The organism is Thermomonospora echinospora, from assembly GCF_900108175.1.
GTDB classification, from domain to species: Bacteria; Actinomycetota; Actinomycetes; order Streptosporangiales; family Streptosporangiaceae; genus Thermomonospora; species Thermomonospora echinospora.
Genome location: NZ_FNVO01000003.1, coordinates 267,747 through 285,241, shown reverse-complemented (window position 1 = coordinate 285,241; position 17,495 = coordinate 267,747). Strand labels below are relative to the sequence as shown.

The window sequence follows — 17,495 nt, the reverse complement described above, 5'->3', positions numbered from 1 at the left end:
CCTCTGCAGGTATCGAAGAGAAGGCGGGCCCGCCGGCCCGGCACTGGACACTTCACGATCCGGCCGGCGCCGGGCGGCGCCCGGCCGCGGACTCGCAGGGGGCTCACTTGACGCCACCGGCGGCCAGCCCGGCGACGATCCGCCGCTGGAAGATCAGCACCACGATGACCAGCGGCACCGTCACGATCACCCCGGCCGCCATCTGGGTGCCGAACGGCTGGTCGTGCCCGCTGATCCCGGTGAACTTGGAGATGGCCACGGTGGCGGTCTGCATCTGCTGCTCGTTGACCACGCTCAGCGCGATGACGAACTCGTTCCAGGCCGCGATGAAGGTGATGATGGCGGTGGTGAACACTCCCGGCGCGGCCAGCGGCACGATGATCTTGCGGAACGCCTGGCCGCGGGTGCAGCCGTCCACCATCGCCGCCTGCTCCAGCTCGAATGGGAGCTGGCGGAAGAAGGTGGTCAGCATCCACACCGTCAGCGGCAGTGCGAAGCCGAGGCTGGGCAGGATCATCGCCTGGTAGGTGTTGATCCACCCGATGTCGGTGAACAGCTTCAGCAGCGGGATCAGCTGGGAGATGCCGGGGAACATGGTGGTGGCGATGATGATCCCCAGCACCGCGTTCTTGAACGGAAAGTTCAGCCGGGCCAGCGCATAGGCGGTGAACACCCCGATGACCAGCGTCAGCACCGTGGTGGTGCCGGCCACGATCAGGCTGTTGAGCAGGGCGCGGCCGAAGTCGTTGTTGCCGCCGAAGACGGCGGTGAAGTTCTCCACCGACCAGCGCACCGGTACCGGCGTGTTGTCGAACTGGTCCTGCGGCCGCCGGAAGGCGGAGATGACCATCCAGTAGAACGGCGCCAGGCAGTAGAGGGCGACCAGCGCGATGCCCGCATAGGGGAGCGCTCCGCGCAGCCTGGCCGGCCAGGGCTTGGCGGGGCGGGCGGCGGCCCGTGGGGCGCGGACGGCGGTCATGCCTTCGCCTTCTTTCTGGTCTGGCGCTGCTTACCGGTCTGCTTCGCCTGGCCGATGATGTCGGCGCCGAGCAGCCTGACGAACAGGTACGCGATGACGGCGATGTAGACGAACAGGATCGTGGCGTAGGCGGCGGCGGAGCCGTACCGCACGTTGTTGGCCTCGAACCAGGAGAGCATCGTCAGCGTCTCCACGGAGTCCTTGTTGACGCCGATGAGCACCGCCGGCAGGTCGAACATGCGCAGCGCGTCCAGCATCCGGAACAGCACCGCGACCAGCAGCGTGGGCTTGACCAGCGGCAGCGTGATCCGCCAGAACCGTTGCAGCGGGCCGGCGCCGTCCACCCGGGCCGCCTCGTAGACCTCGCGCGGGATCATCTGCAGGCCGGCCAGCACCAGGAGCCCGATGAACGGGGAGGTCTTCCACACCTCGGCGATGATGACCGCGATCTTGGACTCCAAACCGTCGGCGGTCCACAGCACCTGCTGCCGGAGGACGGCGTTGGCCACCCCGTCGTGCTGGAAGATCCAGCGCCACAGCAGGCCGGAGATGGCGGTGGGGATCGCCCACGGCACCAGGATGCTGGCGCGCACGAAGGCCCGCCCGCGGAACGCCTGGTGCATGATCAGCGCCATCACGACGCCGATCACGGTCTCCAGCGCGACCGTGGTGACGGTGAAGAACGTGGTGTTGTAGAAGGCGTTCCAGAACGCGTCGCCGCGGTCTCCGCTGAAGACCGCGGTGTAGTTGTCGAGTCCGACGAACCGCTCGCCCTCGACGACGAAGCCGTCGGCATCCAGTTGCTGGCCGCGCGAGTACAGCGACTCCCGGAACCCGGCGATCACCGGGTATCCAACGACCAGTGCCAGCACCAGCAGCGTCGGCGACAGCAGTACGGCGGCCAGCCGGCGCGAGCTCTGCGCGTCCCCTTTGGGGCGGCGGCCGCGGCGGGCCCCGGCGGCCGGGCGCGGCACGGCGTCCGGCCTGTTCTTGACGGTGGTGGCCATGAGACCTCTACTCCTCCATCCCTGACCTGCTCTCCGTGGTCGCGCCCTGGACCCCCGAGGCGCAGGTAGGTGGTCCTTCGCTCCGCTGCGGTCACCCGCCCCACCGTCTCCGGACGCCTCGGCCCTCGGGGAGGTGTCGGACGGTCCCCGCCGTGGGGGAGCACTGACACGATGGTGCGCCGTGACGGGCCGGACTCGTGGTCGGCGGCCCGTCACGGCATGCCGTGGCCGGATTACGGCGTGGTGAGCTCGGTGAGCTTGTTCTGCAGGTCGGTCATGGCCTGGCCGGTCGGGGTCTTGCCGCCGAGCGCGTCATAGACCGAGCCCTGGATGGCGGCGGTCACGTCGCCGTAGCGGACCACCACCGGCCGGGACTTGGCGTTCTGGATCGCCGCCTTGAGCGTGGGCAGGTACGGGTACTTCTTGATCATCTCGGGATCGTCGTAGAGCGCGGCGACCGTCGGGGCCTGGGAGGTGGCCAGGGAGTTGGCCTTCTGCTGCTTCTCGTCGGCCATGTACTTGATGAAGTCCAGCGCGGTGGCCTTGTTCTTGGCGAAGGCGGAGATGGCGTAGTTGTGGCCGCCCAGGTTGGCCGCGCCGGGCCCGTTCGGGCCGGGGATCGGCGCCACCGCGAACTTGCCGACGACCTTGGAGGAGCCGTCGTCGGTGTTGGCCAGCCCATACTGGTAGGGCCACTGGCGGTGGAACAGCAGCTTGCCGGCCTGGAAGTGGCGCCGGCCGCCCTCGCCGTCCAGGGTGAGCGCCGCCTTGGGCATCCGGCCGTCCTTGATCGCGTTGACCAGGAAGTCCACCCCCTCCTTGGCCTGGGGGGTGTTGACGGCGGGCTTGCCGGAGGCGTCCACGATGTTGCCGCCGGTGCTGTTGATGGCCTCGGCGGCCGTGACGGTCAGGCCCTCGGTCTTGCCGACCTCGGTGAGGTAACAGTCGACGCCCTTGCCCTCGGGTAGCTTCTTGACCTTGTCGCAGGCGTCCCACATCTCCGCCCAGGTCTTGGGCGGCTCGCTGACGCCGGCCTTCTTCAGCAGGTCGGTGCGGTAGAACAGCAGACCGGAGTCGGAGGTCAGCGGCATGGCGTACAGCCGGCCGCGGTACTCGCCGGTGGTGACGGTGGCCGGCAGTAGCTTGGCGGTGTCGAGCTGGTTCTTGGGCAGCTCGGCGAGCCAGCGGTTGGCGGCGAACTCCGCGGTCCACACCACGTCCAGGTTGAGCACGGTGTAGGCGTCGGACCTGGTGGTGGCGTTCTGGATCATCTGCTGGCGCTGGTCGTTGGGCTCGTCGGGCAGCTCGATGATCCGGACGGTCTCGTTGGGGTGGGCGGCGTTCCAGCCGTCCACCATCTTCTGCATGTTGCCGGAGCGGTCCTTGCCCGACACCAGGGTGATCGGACCGCGCCCGGTGAGCTCACCGCCGCCGCTGCCGGCGGTCGTGGTGTCGCCGTCGCCGTCGCCGCCGCATGCGGTCAGCGCGAGCGCAAGGCCGGCGAGCACGCTGACCAGGGGGGTGCGCCGCATATGTCCTCCTTGTCCCGAGGGGGCCGTTCGTGGGACTGAACGGGGTGGTTCAGTGCGAGGACGTTAGCAAGTGATTGCAAGGACGTAAACAACTTGCAGAAAGTTGCAGAGCCATCGTGGCTGGAATGTTACCTGGGTCACTCGCATCGGCCTGGCTGCCGGCCAAGGAAGGGGGTGGGGTCCGTCTTAGGGGGCGGGAGGCCCTCGGTGCCGGTCGATCTTCCAGCCCACTGGTTGAAATTTCTTTCTGAGACCTTGCAGGAGGCTGCAAGGCTATGTAACTTCACGGCAACCTGGTTGAAATCCGTGGAGGCCCACGTGGTCCATGCCCCCCATCCACGGCGTACGGCAGGTCGGCTCCGGCCGTTGACCGCCGTGCTCGCCGCCGCCGCCATGGCGATCCCCCTCCTGTCGGCCCCACCCGCCCACGGCGGCACCACGGGACCGCCGAAGCCCCTCGACCCCTCGTCCAGCCACCGCCGGAGGCGGCCGCCCGGCCCGTGACCTCCCCGCTGAGCCGGACCGCCGAGCCCGGGGACCGGATGCTGGCCCGCACCGCCGTGCGTCCGGGCCTCACCCGCGAACGCTTCTACTTCGCGATGACCGACCGCTTCGCCAACGGTGACCGCCGCAACGACACCGGCGGGCTGTCCGGCGACCGGCTCACCACCGGCTTCGACCCCAAGGACACCGGCTTCTACCAGGGCGGCGACCTGGCCGGCCTGATCGACAGGCTGGACTACGTCAAGGGCCTGGGCAGCACCGCCGTCTGGATCACCCCCGTGTTCCAGAACCGTCCCGTGCAGGGTGCCGGGGCGGCCGCCTCGGCGGGCTACCACGGCTACTGGATCACCGATTTCACCCGCATCGACCCGCACCTGGGCACCAACGCCGAGATGAAGAAGCTGGTCCGTGAGGCCCACAAGCGGGGGATGAAGGTCTTCTTCGACATCATCACCAACCACACCGCCGACGGCATCGACTACGCCGAACAGCAGTACGGGTACCGCTCCAAGGCCGCCTACCCCTACCTGGACTCCAAGGGCAGGCCCTTCGACGACCGTGAGTACGCCGACGGGAGTAAGCCCTTCCCTAAGGTCGGCCCCGGCTCCTTCCCCTACACCCCCGCCCCGATCAAGGGCGTGACCAAGAAGCCGTCCTGGCTGAACGACCCGACGATGTACCACAACCGCGGCGACTCCACCTTCGCCGGCGAGAGCAGCGAGTACGGCGACTTCTTCGGCCTGGACGACCTGTGGACCGAGCGTCCCGAGGTCGTCAAGGGCATGACCGACATCTACAAGACGTGGGTGCGCGAGGCCGGGATCGACGGGTTCCGCATCGACACCGCCAAGCACGTCAACATGGAGTTCTGGCAGAAGTTCGCCCCCGAGGTGCAGGGGTACGCCCAGCGCATCGGCACCAAGGACTTCTTCACCTTCGGTGAGGTCTACAGCGAGGACCCGCAGTTCACCTCGCGGTACTCCACCACCGGCGGCATGAACGCCGTGCTGGACTTCCCGTTCCAGCAGGCCGCCCGCTCCTTCGTCGCGCAGGACGCGGGGGCCGACACGCTCAGCCGCCTGTTCCGGGCCGACGACAACTACACCGACGCCGACTCCAACGCCTACTCGCTGCCCACCTTCCTGGGCAACCACGACATGGGCCGCATCGGGTCCTTCATCTCCCGCGACAACCCCGGCGCCTCCGACGCCGAGCTGCTGCGGCGCGACATGCTCGCCCACGAGCTGATGTTCCTGTCCCGGGGCCAGCCGGTGGTCTACTACGGGGACGAGCAGGGCTTCACCGGCCAGGGCGGGGACAAGGCCGCCCGCGCCTCGATGTTCGCCTCGCAGACCCCGCAGTACCTCTCCGACGACCTGATCGGCACCCGGGCCACGCACGCGCAGGACAACTTCGTCACCGGGCACCCCCTCTACCAGGGCATCTCCACGCTGTCGAAGCTCACCGGCAAGCACCCGGCGCTGCGCGACGGAGCCCAGATCGAACGGCTCGCCCAAGGCGGCGTCTACGCCTTCTCCCGCATCGACGCCCGCGAGCAGGTCGAGTACGTCGTCGCCCTCAACAACGGGGCCGAGCCGCGGCAGGCCGAGATCCCGACGTTCTCCGCCGGGATGGCCTTCACCCCGATCTACCCGCAGGCGGGCGCGCCGGTCACCAGCGGCGCCGACAAGGCGCTGACCGTGACCGTGCCGGCCCGTTCCGCCGTGGTCTTCAAGGCGGCCCGCGAGCCGGCCGCGCCTCAGGCGGGTCCGGCCGTCTCCATCACCCTGCCGGACGCGGACCTGACCGGCCGCGCCGAGATCACCGCCAATGTGCCCGGCGACGGCTTCGACCAGGTCACCTTCGCCGCCAAGGTCGGCGACGGGCGCTGGAAGGTGCTGGGCACCGACGACGCCCGCCCCTTCCGGGTCTTCCACGACCTCAAGGGAGTGCCCGCCGGGACCAAGGTGACCTACAAGGCGGTCGTCCGCGACTCCGCCGGCCGCATCGCCTCCGCCAAGGCCCAGGGAACGGTGGGCGAGGAACCGCCCACCCCCAAGCCCGGCGAGGTCCAGCGCGACTGGCTCGTCGTGCACTACAACCGTCCCGACGGCGACTACGACGGCTGGGGCCTGCACGTATGGGGCGACGTCGAGCGGCCCACCACCTGGGACAAGCCGGCGGCTTTCACCGGGAAGGACTCCTACGGCCGGTTCGCCTGGATCAAGTTGAAGCCGGGCGCCACCAACGTCGGGTTGATCGTGCACAAGGGCGACGAGAAGGACGGCGGCGAGCGCTTCGTCAACCCGTCCAAGAACAGCGAGATATGGATGCTGGAGGACAAGGACGAGGTGTACGGGTCACGGGCCGCCGCCCAGGGCTACGCCACCGTCCACTACCGGCGGCCGGACGGCGACTACGACGGCTGGGGCCTGCACCTGTGGGGCGACGGCCTCGCGGACGGCGTGCCCACCGAGTGGGCCAAGCCCCGAGAGCCGGACGGTGAGGACTCCTACGGCGTCTACTGGAAGGTGCCGCTCAAGGACGCCGACGCGCCGATGAACTTCATCGTCCACAAGGGCGACACCAAGGACCCCGGTCCCGACCAGTCGCTGGTCCCCTCCGCCCAGCCCGAGGGCTGGATCGACTCCGGCAAGGAGAAGGTGCACTCCACGAGCGCCGCCGCCGACAACGTCGCGATCCTGCACTACCGCAGGCCGGACGGCGACTACGACGGCTGGGGCCTGCACGTCTTCGGCGCCGGTGCCGCCGAGCCGACCGACTGGGGCGCCCCGCTGATGCCCGCCGGCCGGGACGACTTCGGCGTGTACTTCCGGGTGCCGCTGACCCCCGGCGCCGCCGGCCTCAGCTACATCGTTCACAAGGGCGACGAGAAGGACCTGCCCGACAACCAGTCGCTGGAGTTCGTCAGCTACGGCAACGAGGTGTGGCTCCAGGCCGCGACCCCCGGCTACCTGGTCCCGCAGACCGGTGGACGGGGCCTGGACGCCGACCTGACCAAGTCCCGTGCGCACTGGATCGACGAGAAGACCGTCGCCTGGGACGTCCAGCCCCTCACCACCGGTCACTATTCGCTGGTGTACTCGCCCAAGGGCGATCTGAAGATCGAGGACGGCGAGCTGACCGGAGACCGCCGCGTCCTGCGGCTGTCCCGGGTGCCTGGCGGGTTGACCGACGCACAGCGCAAGAAGTGGCCGCACCTGGCCTCCTACGCCGCCTTCGCCATCGACCCGCGCGACGCGGCCAGGGTGCGCGAGGCGCTGCGCGGCCAGGTCGTCGCCACCGAGCGCAGCGCCGAGGGACGCCTGCTCACCGCGACCGGCGTGCAGATCCCCGGCGTCCTGGACGACCTGTACGCGAAGGGAGCCCGCAACGCCGATCTCGGGCCGGTGTGGCGGCACGGCACGCCGCGCCTGTCGGTGTGGGCGCCGACCGCGCAGAACGTCGAGCTCGAACTGTCCGGGCGGCGCGTGCCGATGCGGCGCGACGAGGCCACCGGGGTCTGGTCGGTCACCGGCACGCCCGGCTGGAAGGGCAGGTTCTACCGCTACCGGGTGACGGTGTTCGCCCCGGCGGCGGGCAAGGTCGTCACCAACACGGTCACCGATCCCTACAGCCTGTCGCTGGCGGCCGACTCCACCCACAGCCAGCTCGTCGACCTGCGGGACCGCGGGCTCGCCCCGGCCGGCTGGGCGTCGCTGCGCAAGCCCGAGGCGGTGCGGCAGGACAAGGCGTCGATCTACGAGCTGCACGTGCGGGACTTCTCGGCGTCCGACCCGACCGTCCCCGCGAACCTGCGCGGCACCTACGGGGCGTTCGGCGGGAACGGCCAGGGCACCAAGGAACTGCGCAGGCTCGCGGCGGACGGGATCACGTACGTCCACCTGCTGCCCGCCTATGACTTCGCCACCGCGCCCGAGCGGCGCGCCGACCAGAAGCAGCCGCCCTGCGACCTGGCCTCGCTGCCGCCCGACTCCGACCGCCAGCAGGCGTGCATCGCCCAGATCCGCGACCAGGACGCCTTCAACTGGGGTTACGACCCGCTGCACTACACGGTGCCGGAGGGCTCCTACGCCTCCGACCCGAACGGCTCCGCGCGGATCAAGGAGTTCCGCGGCATGGTCGCCGATCTCAACCGCTCCGGACTGCGCGTGGTGATGGACGTCGTCTACAACCACACCTTCGCCGCCGGGCAGGACCCCAAGTCGGTGCTCGACCGCGTCGTGCCCGGCTACTACCACCGGCTCCTGGAGGACGGCACCGTCGCCAACTCCACCTGCTGCGCCAACACCGCGCCCGAGCACGCGATGATGGGCAAACTCGTCGTGGACTCCATCGTCACCTGGGCCAAGCAGTACAAGGTGGACGGCTTCCGATTCGACCTGATGGGCCACCACCCCAAGGCCAACATGATCGAGGTGCGCGCCGCGCTCGACCGGCTGACCCTCGCCAAGGACGGGGTGGACGGCAAGTCGATCATCCTGTACGGGGAGGGCTGGAATTTCGGCGAGGTCGCCGGTGACGCCCGCTTCACCCAGGCCACCCAGGTCAACATGGCCGGAACCGGGATCGGCACGTTCAACGACCGGCTGCGCGACGCGGTCCGCGGCGGCACCCCGTTCGACCCCGACCCCCGGATCCAGGGGTTCGGCTCGGGCCTGCTGACGGCCCCCAACGGCTCACCGGCCAACGGCACCGCCGAGCAGCAGCGGGCCAGGCTGCTGAAGTACGGCGACCAGATCAAGGTCGGGCTGACCGGCAACCTGAAGGACTACACCTTCACCGACTCCAGCGGCCGGCGGGTCAAGGGCTCCGAGGTCGACTACAACGGCGCGCCCACCGGTTACACCTCCGCACCGGGCGAGGCCGTGACCTACGTCGACGCGCACGACAACGAGACGCTGTTCGACATCCTGGCCTACAAGCTGCCCCAGGGCACGACGATGGCCGACCGGGTGCGCATGCAGTCGCTGTCGCTGTCGACGGCGTTGCTCGGCCAGGGCACCGCGTTCGTCCACGCGGGCACCGAACGGCTGCGCTCCAAGTCGCTGGACCGCAACTCCTTCAACTCCGGCGACTGGTTCAACCGGCTGTTCTGGGACTGCAGGTTCGGCAACGGCTTCGCCGCCGGGCTGCCGCAGGCCGACGACAACGCCGACAAGTGGATCTACGCCCGGCCACTGCTGGCCGATCCGAAGCTCAGGCCCACCTGCGCGGACATCTCCGCCGCCCGGGAGCGCACCGGTGAACTGCTGCGGATCCGGGGCTCCTCGCCGCTGTTCTCGCTCGGCTCGGCCGAGGAGGTCGGCAGGAGGCTGTCGTTCCCGCTCAGCGGGCGCGGTGAGGTCCCCGGCGTGATCACCATGCGGCTGGACGGCACCGGCCTGGACCCCAGGTGGAAGTCCATCACGGTCGTCTTCAACGGCGACGCCGACGAGCACCGCCAGACGGTCGGCGACATGAAGGGCGCCGCCGTGAGTCTGCACCCGGTGCAGGCCGCCTCCACCGACCCGGTGGTGCGGACCTCCTCCTTCGACCCGGTGACCGGCACGTTCAAGGTCCCGGGCCGGACGGTGGCCGTGTTCGTCCAGTCCTGACCCGGCCCCGACCCGAAGCTCCGGCCCGGTGGCACGGGCCGGCGGCCCACGCCGCGCCGACGTTCCCTGCACCGTCCCGGCAGAGGGGACCCGGCGCGGCGGCTGCGGGCCGATGACAGACCCCGTCCGAACGGTTGAGGAGGTTGTGCAGTGGTCCGTGCCCGAGGCGAGCGGCCGACGGCATGAAAACGGGACACCGGTCGGCGGTGCAGGCCGGCCAGTGCCCCTGTGGGGCGCACGCCCCCGATCAGGAGGAATCGAGAGTGAGAACAAGACCCCTCTGGACGCCCATGCTAGCGGCGCTGGCGACTTTCGCCGCCGTTGTGGTCGTCACACTCGGCGTGTCTCCGGGCCCGCTGGCGGCGCCGCCGGCGAGCGCCGAGCCCGCCGGTGATCGCAAGGCGATGGTGCAGTTGTTCCAGTGGCCCTGGAAGTCGGTGGCCGCCGAGTGCGAGAACGTGCTGGGGCCCAAGGGCTTCGGCGGCGTGCAGATCTCCCCGCCGCACGAGCACGTCGTGCTGCCCAACGCCGGTCAGGGCGGCTACCCCTGGTGGCAGGACTACCAGCCGGTCAGCTACCCCAACCCGAACAACAACGGCGACTTCTCCAAGCTGAAGACCCGCCGTGGCGACCTGAACGACTTCAAGGACATGATCTCCCGCTGCCACGCGCAGGGCGTCAAGATCTACGCCGACGCGCTGATCAACCACACCACCGGCGCCAACGGCGGGATCGGCAGCGCGGGCACCACGTTCCCGGACAAGTACACCTACCCGGGCACGTTCAGCCCGCAGGACTTCCACGACTGCAAGCGCGACATCAAGAACTACCAGGACAGGTGGGAGGTGCAGAACTGCGAGCTGGCGGCCCTGGCCGACCTGAAGACCGAGTCGTCCTACGTGCGCACCCGCATCGCCAAGTACCTCAAGGACCTGGCGTCCCTGGGCGTGGACGGCTTCCGGCTCGACGCGGCCAAGCACATCCCCGCCGGTGACCTGCTGGCCATCGTCAACGAGATGCGCAGCCAGATCAGCAACGACCCCGGCTTCCCCGCCAACGGCGTCCGCAACCCGTACGTCTACCAGGAGGTGCTGTTCGGGGCGGGCGAGCCGATCCACCCGAACGAGTACCAGGGCAGCGGGGACCTGAAGGAGGTCCAGTTCGGCGACCACATCTCCCAGAAGTTCTGGAACGCCAGCACCCGTGACGACGGCATCCACGGCCTGCACGCCTACCCGAACGGCTGGGGCGACCGCATGCAGCCCGGCTCCAAGGCGATCGTGATGATCGACAACCACGACAGCCAGCGGGACGCCCTGTCCCAGGCCAACGGCGGCTACGACCGGAAGATCCTCACCTACAAGGACGGCGCCCGCTACAAGCTGGCCAACGTGTTCATGATGGGCTGGGACTACGGCACGCCGCTGCTGATGTCCAGCTTCGCCTTCACCACCCGCGACACCAGCCCGCCGCGGACCTCCGACGGCACCACCAAGCAGGTCGACTGCGGCACCGGCGAGTGGGTCTGTGAGCACCGCTGGAGCGAGATGGCCGACATGGTCGGCTTCCGCAACGCGGTGGCGGGCACCACGGTCTCCAAGACCCTCCCGCAGGACGAGCGCGACTGGTACAGCGACTACACCGACGGCACCGCCGGCGGGAAGGTCGCCTTCAGCCGCGGCAACAAGGGCTACGTGGTCATCAACCGTGACCAGGGAAGCGGCTGGAACCGCACCTACAAGACCCGGCTGCCGGCCGGCACCTACTGCAACGTCATCAACGGCAACTACAACGCGCAGACCAGGACCTGCGGCAACGCGAACAACATCATCCAGGTCCAGGCCGACGGGACCTTCCAGGCCAACGTGCCCTCGATGAGCGCCCTGGCCATCCATGTCGGTGCCCTGCACAGCCCGGGCCAGGCCGAGCCGGTCGACACCACGTTCAACCTGACGGGCAACGTGCCGGCCGGGGAGACCGCCTACGTGGTGGGCAACGTCCCCCAACTGGGAGGCGACAACGAGAGCAACGCCATCGCCCTGACCGCCAGCGGCGGCACCCGCTCCGCCGTCGTCCAGGACCTGCCGCCCAACACCAGCGTGACCTACCGGTACTTCACCAAGAAGGCCGACGGCACGGTCACCCGGGACCCGTACGGGTCGCGCACCTTCCAGACCCCGAACGGCGGCACCGCCACTCGCAGCGACACCTGGGGCGACGCGCCCAACCCGGTGGAGGACGTCAAGGTCAACTTCACGGTGACCGCGTCCACGGTCTCCGGCCAGGACGTCTACGTGGTCGGCAACACCGCCGAACTGGGCAACTGGAACCCGGCCAACGCCGTGAAGCTGAACACCGACCAGAGCACGTACCCGACCTGGCGCGGGAGCGTCACGCTCAAGCCCAACACCGCGGTCGCCTACAAGTACATCAAGAAGAACGGGGGCCAGGTCGTCTGGGAGGAGGGGGCGGACCGCACCTTCACCACACCCGCCAACGGCGAACTGCCCCGCAACGACGGCTCCTTCCGGGGCGACAGCCCGTCCACCGGCGTCACCGGCAAGTACAACCTGCAGGCCCATACCGTCGTGGGCCAGGACGTGTACGTGGTCGGCAACATCCCCGAACTGGGCAACTGGAACCCGGCCCACGCGGTCAAGCTCAACACCGACGCCGGCACCTACCCCCACTGGTCGGGCTCGGCCGCGCTGCCCGCCAACACCCCCATCGCGTACAAGTACATCATCAAGAAGGACAACGACCCGGTCATCTGGGAGCAGGGCGGCAACCGGACCGCCACCACCACCGGAAGCGGTGAGCACGTCTTCAACGACGGCTGGTTCCGCCGCTGACCCTGTGAACGCCCGGCGCCGGGAGTGACCCTCCCGACGCCGGGAACGGGCCCGCCGCCGGGATCACCCCGCGGCGGGCTCCGCGCATTCGGCTCCGTAGGAGATACCGCACAGGGCGACGGCCGCTCCTCCGGCCCGTGCGCCCCGCCGCCGGGCCGCCGGCTTTCGCGAGGAGGACAGGGAACTGTGGGACTCGGCCGGTCGCCTGGCGGCGCGGTCCCGGCGGTCGGTCCTGTCGCCTGCCGGGACTGGGGGAGCGGCGCGGCGGTGCCGGGAACGCCGCGTCAGCGGGCGGCCAGGGACTCGTCGACGGCGGCGGGGGACAGGATCCGGTCCAGCACCATGGCGGCGCAGCCGGCCAGGCCCGCGGTGTCGCCCAGCATGCTCGGCTCGATCCGCAGCCGCCCGGTGGCCAGGGCGGTCGCCCGCTGGTACACCACCTCCCGCACCCCGGCGATCAGCGGCTCGTAGGCGCCGGTCAGGTCGCCGCCGAGGACCACCACGGCCGGGTTGAGCAGGTTGACCGCCGCGGCGATCACCTCGCCGATCCGCCGGCCGGCCTCCCGGACCAGCGCCACCACCTCCGGGTCGCCGCCCCGGGCGCGGACCGCCAGTTCGGTCAGGTCGGCCGCGCCGGAGCGGGCCAGCAGCGCCGCGCCGCCCGCGACCGCCTCGACGCAGTCGAGGTTGCCGCACCGGCATGGTGTTCCGCCGCCGTCGCGGACCGGGATGTGCCCGATCTCGCCGGCGGCGCCGAGCGCGCCGCGCTGGATCCGGCCGCCGGCGATCAGCCCCGCGCCGATCCCGGTGGACAGCTTCACGAACAGCAGGTCGTCGATACGGCCGCGATAGCGGGCCTGGTACTCGCCCAGCGCGGCCACGTTCACGTCGTTGTCGAGGTAGGCGGGCACCGGGAAGCGCTCGGCCACCACGGGCCGCAGGTCGGCGCCGTCCACGCCCGGGCCGCCGGGGGCGCCGGCGTTGCCGGGGCGGCCCAGCCCCACCCCGCGCACCGCCGCGCGGGTGAGGCCGGCCTTGTCGAGCAGTTCGTCCCAGTGGTCCAGCAGCCGGGCCGCGAGCTCCGCGGGCTCTCGGCCGGTGGGCAGGTCGGGGGCTGACTGCACCAGGATCCCGCCGGCCAGGTCGCACACGGCGGCCTGGCCGCGGCGGTGGCCGAGGTTGGCGACGAGGACGGCGCCGCCGGCGGCGTTGAACTCCAGCCGGGCCGGCGGGCGCCCGCCCGACGACAGCTCGCCGGGGCGCTCGGTGACCAGGCCGTGCGCGACCAGCTCGGTGACGCGCAGGGTGACCGCCGGCCGGGACAGCCCGGTCAGCCGGCCCAGCTCGGCACGGGTGCTGACCCCCTCCTCGCGGATCAGCCGCAGCAGCTCTCCGCTGGTCGAGGGGTGTCGGGGCACCCGGACAGTGAACCATGACGAGTTCGGTGTGTCGACCCAAACATGTTCGTCATCTTTTGTAATCCAGCGTTCATAAGAAGCTTGTATAAGTTCCCTATGGGTCGGTAGTTTGCCGTTTCGTCGCCTCTTCCCCCCGGAGTGCCCGAATGCCGACATCTCTTCATCCCGTGGTCGCGCGGGTCACCGAGCGCCTCGCCGCGCGCAGCTCCGCCCGGCGTACCGCCTACCTGGCGCGGATCGCCGACGCCGTGCAGGCGGGCCCCGCCCGCACGGCCCTGGGGTGCGCCAACCTCGCGCACGGCTTCGCCGCCTGCGCCCCCACCGACAAGATCGCCCTACGCGGGACGGTGACGCCCAACATCGCGATCGTCTCCGCCTACAACGACATGCTGTCGGCGCACCAGCCGCTGCAGGACTACCCGGCCGTGCTCAAGCGGGCGATCGGGGAGGCGGGCGGCACCGCGCAGTTCGCCGGCGGCGTGCCCGCCATGTGCGACGGCATCACCCAGGGCCGCGCCGGCATGGAGCTGTCGCTGTTCAGTCGGGACGTGGTCGCCATGGCCACCGCCGTGGCGCTGTCCCACGACATGTTCGACGGCGCCCTGCTGCTCGGGGTGTGCGACAAGATCGTGCCCGGCCTGGTGATCGGCGCCCTGTCGTTCGGGCATCTGCCGGTGATCCTGGTGCCCGCCGGGCCGATGCACTCCGGCCTGCCCAACGCGCGCAAGGCCAAGGTCCGCAAGCTGTTCGCCCAGGGCCAGGTGGGCCGCGAGGAGCTGCTGGAGGCCGAGGCCGCCTCCTACCACTCGCCCGGCACCTGCACCTTCTACGGCACCGCCAACTCCAACCAGATGCTGATGGAGGTGATGGGCCTGCACCTGCCCGGCGCCAGCTTCGTCCCGCCGGGCACCGAGCTGCGCGAGGCCCTCACCGCCGAAGCCGGCCGCCGCGTCACCGAGCTGACCGCGCTCGGCGGCTCGCACACCCCGATCGGCGAACTGCTCGACGAGCGGGCGTTCGTCAACGGGGTGGTGGCGCTGCTGGCCACCGGCGGCTCCACCAACCACACCCTGCACCTGGTGGCCATGGCCGCCGCCGCGGGACTGGAGCTGACCTGGGACGACTTCGACGAGCTGTCCGCGGTGACGCCGCTGCTGACCCGCCTGTACCCCAACGGCACCGCCGACGTGAACCACTTCCACGCCGCCGGCGGCACCGCCTTCCTCATCGGCGAGCTGCTGGATGCGGGCCTGCTGCACGCCGACGCCCGCACGGTCGGCGGCAAGACCCTGGCCGACTACCGGACCGCGCCCCGGCTGGGGCCGGACGGGCTGACCTGGGACCCGGGGCCGAAGGAGTCCGCCGACCGGGAGGTGCTGCGCCCGGTGTCCGACCCTTTCGACACGCACGGCGGGCTGCACACCGTCCACGGCAACCTCGGCCGCGCCGTGGTGAAGGTGTCGGCGGTGGACGCCGCCCACCGCACCGTGGAGGCCCCCGCCCGGGTCTTCGACTCCCAGCAGGCGCTGCAGGCCGCGTTCGAGGCCGGCGAACTGGACCGTGACGTGGTCGCCGTCGTCCGCTACCAGGGTCCGCGCGCCAACGGGATGCCCGAACTGCACAAGCTCACCCCGCCGCTGTCGGTGCTCCAGGACCGCGGCCACCGGGTCGCGCTCGTCACCGACGGGCGCATGTCCGGCGCGTCCGGGAGCGTCCCGGCCGCCATCCACCTGTCGCCGGAGGCCGCCGCGGGCGGGCCGCTGGCCCGCGTCCGCGACGGCGACGTCATCCGGCTGGACGCCGACCGGGGAGTGCTGGAGGTGCTGGTGCCGGCGGAGGAGTTCGCAGCCCGGGAGCCCGCCGGGGGCGCTCCCGGGGCGGACGAGCAGACCGGCACCGGCCGCGAGCTGTTCGCGGCCTTCCGCCGGGCAGTGGGCCCGGCCGAGCAGGGAGCGGCGGTGTTCACGCCATGACCGTGCTGACCACCGCGCCGTCGCCGCAGCGGCCCTGGCTGGTGGCCGACATCGGCGGCACCAACGCCCGCTTCGGGCTCGTCCAGGCGCCCGGCGAGCCGCCTGGCCGCGTCCAGGTGCTGGCGCTGCGCGACCACGCCGGACTGGCCGAGGCCGCCGCCACCTATCTGGCCCGGCACGCCGGAGACGTACGGCCCACCGCCGCCTGCGTGGCGGTCGCTGCGCCGGTCGGGCGGGACGGCGTATTCCGGTTGACCAACGCGCACTGGTCCGGCAGCGCCGACGGGCTCCGCGCCGACCTCGGCCTGGACCATGTCGAGCTGATCAACGACTTCGAGGCGCTGGCGCTGTCGCTGCCCACCTTGGGCCCGGCGGACCTGCGGGCGCTCGGCGACGCGCTGCCCGCCGGGGGCGCCCCGGCCGCGGTGCTCGGGCCGGGCACCGGGCTCGGTGTCGCCGGGCTGGTGTGGGCCGGCGACCGGCCGGTGGCCGTCCCCGGCGAGGGCGGTCACGTCGACCTGCCCGCCGCCACCGACCGCGAGCTGGAGATCCTGGCGATGCTGCGGGCCGAGCTGGGCACCGCCGGGGCCGAGCAGCTGCTGTCCGGCGAGGGGATGACTCGGCTGTACGAGCTGGTCGCCCGGCTGCACGGGGTGCCGGTCGAGCCGCTGTCGGCCGCCCAGATCTGCGCCCGCCGCACCGACCCGCTGTGCCACGAGACTCTGGAGACGTTCTGCGCGCTGCTCGGCTCGTTCGCCGGCAACGTCGCCCTCACCTTCGGCGCGCGCGGCGGCGTCTACATCGGCGGCGGCATCCTGCCCCGCATCTGGGACGTGCTGCACCGCAGCGACTTCCGCCGCCGGTTCGAAAGTAAACCGCCGATGGAGCGCTACCTGCGCGCCATCCCCACCGCCCTCATCGTCGCCCCGACCCCGGCCCTGTCCGGGGCCGCGGCCCGACTCGCCGCCCTGGAGCTGGTGTGAACGCCGAAGAACTGCTGGACCTGTGCCCCGTCATCCCCGTCGTCGTGCTGCACGACGCGGCCGCCGCGGTACCGGTGGCACGCGCCCTGGTGGCGGGCGGGCTGCCCGCCATCGAGGTCACGCTGCGCACGCCCGCCGCGCTGGAGGCGATCAAGCGGATCGCCGCGGAGGTACCGGACGCCGTCGTCGGCGCGGGCACGGTCGTCACCCCCGCCCAGGCCGCCGAGGCGGCCGGGGCCGGTGCCTCGTTCCTGGTCAGCCCCGGCTGCACCGGGAGCCTGCGGGAGGCGATGACCGGCACCGGCCTGCCCTTCCTGGCCGGGGTGTCCTCGGCGTCGGAGGCGATGGCCCTGCTGGAGCACGGCGTCACCGCCATGAAGTTCTTTCCGGCCAAGGCCGCCGGAGGCCCCGCCTACCTCAAGGCCCTCGCCGGTCCGCTCCCGCAGGTCCGCTTCTGCCCGACCGGCGGCATCACCCCCGAGAACGCGGGCGAGTACTTCGCGCTCCCCAACGTCGGCTGCGTCGGCGGCACCTGGCTCACCCCGGACGACGCCGTGCGGGCGGGGGACTGGGACCACATCGAGGCGCTCGCCCGAGCAGCCGCCGCGCTGCGCTGACGCCCGAGATCC

Annotated in this window: 9 protein-coding genes; 5 read left to right on the top strand and 4 right to left on the bottom strand. The window is 71.1% G+C overall.

From position 1 onward, the window contains the following. Positions 1 to 103 precede the first annotated feature (103 nt). From C4U03_RS08780 to C4U03_RS08770, 3 genes are all read right to left on the bottom strand, one after another. The gene (locus C4U03_RS08780; protein ID WP_103937186.1) at positions 104 to 979 is read right to left on the bottom strand and encodes a carbohydrate ABC transporter permease; all 876 of its coding nucleotides are present in this window, start codon (positions 977 to 979) and stop codon (positions 104 to 106) included. Then, positions 976 to 1,986 (bottom strand): carbohydrate ABC transporter permease, encoded by a 1,011-nt coding sequence (locus C4U03_RS08775; RefSeq protein ID WP_103937185.1) that lies wholly within the window; start codon positions 1,984 to 1,986, stop codon positions 976 to 978. The genes C4U03_RS08780 and C4U03_RS08775 overlap by 4 nt, the downstream gene beginning before the upstream one ends. 233 nt (positions 1,987 to 2,219) lie before the next feature. Beyond that, the gene (locus tag C4U03_RS08770) at positions 2,220 to 3,518 is read right to left on the bottom strand and encodes an ABC transporter substrate-binding protein (protein ID WP_103937184.1); all 1,299 of its coding nucleotides are present in this window, start codon (positions 3,516 to 3,518) and stop codon (positions 2,220 to 2,222) included. A gap of 500 nt (positions 3,519 to 4,018) precedes the next feature. Here C4U03_RS08770 and pulA point away from each other — a divergent pair, with 500 nt between their 5' ends. Both pulA and C4U03_RS08760 read left to right on the top strand, forming a co-directional pair. Then, complete coding sequence (gene pulA, locus C4U03_RS08765; protein ID WP_200827144.1) at positions 4,019 to 9,640, top strand: pullulanase-type alpha-1,6-glucosidase; 5,622 nt, start codon at positions 4,019 to 4,021, stop codon at positions 9,638 to 9,640. A gap of 290 nt (positions 9,641 to 9,930) precedes the next feature. Continuing rightward, complete coding sequence (locus C4U03_RS08760) at positions 9,931 to 12,492, top strand: carbohydrate-binding module family 20 domain-containing protein (RefSeq protein ID WP_200827143.1); 2,562 nt, start codon at positions 9,931 to 9,933, stop codon at positions 12,490 to 12,492. A 284-nt stretch (positions 12,493 to 12,776) separates the two neighbouring features. Here C4U03_RS08760 and C4U03_RS08755 read toward each other — a convergent pair whose 3' ends face one another. Beyond that, entirely contained in the window at positions 12,777 to 13,910 is a 1,134-nt protein-coding gene (locus C4U03_RS08755) for an ROK family transcriptional regulator (protein WP_235017721.1), read from the bottom strand. Positions 13,911 to 14,056: 146 nt separating this feature from the next. Between C4U03_RS08755 and edd the strand changes: the two genes are divergently transcribed. The 3 genes from edd to eda are packed head-to-tail and all read left to right on the top strand — an operon-like array spanning position 14,057 to position 17,483. Beyond that, positions 14,057 to 15,883 (top strand): phosphogluconate dehydratase, encoded by a 1,827-nt coding sequence (gene edd / locus C4U03_RS08750; RefSeq protein WP_103937181.1) that lies wholly within the window; start codon positions 14,057 to 14,059, stop codon positions 15,881 to 15,883. Then, positions 15,880 to 16,866, top strand: coding sequence for a glucokinase (glk, locus tag C4U03_RS08745; protein ID WP_200827142.1), 987 nt, complete (start codon positions 15,880 to 15,882; stop codon positions 16,864 to 16,866). The genes edd and glk overlap by 4 nt, the downstream gene beginning before the upstream one ends. Beyond that, positions 16,863 to 17,483 (top strand): bifunctional 4-hydroxy-2-oxoglutarate aldolase/2-dehydro-3-deoxy-phosphogluconate aldolase, encoded by a 621-nt coding sequence (gene eda / locus C4U03_RS08740; RefSeq protein WP_200827141.1) that lies wholly within the window; start codon positions 16,863 to 16,865, stop codon positions 17,481 to 17,483. Before glk ends, eda begins: the two co-directional genes overlap by 4 nt. Positions 17,484 to 17,495: the final 12 nt, after the last annotated feature.

Bases quoted from the DNA above. Each gene is read 5' to 3' on its own strand.
- C4U03_RS08780 (WP_103937186.1), bottom strand. From the start codon at position 979: ATGACCGCCGTCCGCGCCCCACGGGCCGCCGCCCGCCCCGCCAAGCCC.
- C4U03_RS08775 (WP_103937185.1), bottom strand. From the start codon at position 1,986: ATGGCCACCACCGTCAAGAACAGGCCGGACGCCGTGCCGCGCCCGGCC.
- C4U03_RS08770 (WP_103937184.1), bottom strand. From the start codon at position 3,518: ATGCGGCGCACCCCCCTGGTCAGCGTGCTCGCCGGCCTTGCGCTCGCG.
- C4U03_RS08760 (WP_200827143.1), top strand. From the start codon at position 9,931: ATGCTAGCGGCGCTGGCGACTTTCGCCGCCGTTGTGGTCGTCACACTC.
- edd (WP_103937181.1), top strand. From the start codon at position 14,057: ATGCCGACATCTCTTCATCCCGTGGTCGCGCGGGTCACCGAGCGCCTC.
- glk (WP_200827142.1), top strand. From the start codon at position 15,880: ATGACCGTGCTGACCACCGCGCCGTCGCCGCAGCGGCCCTGGCTGGTG.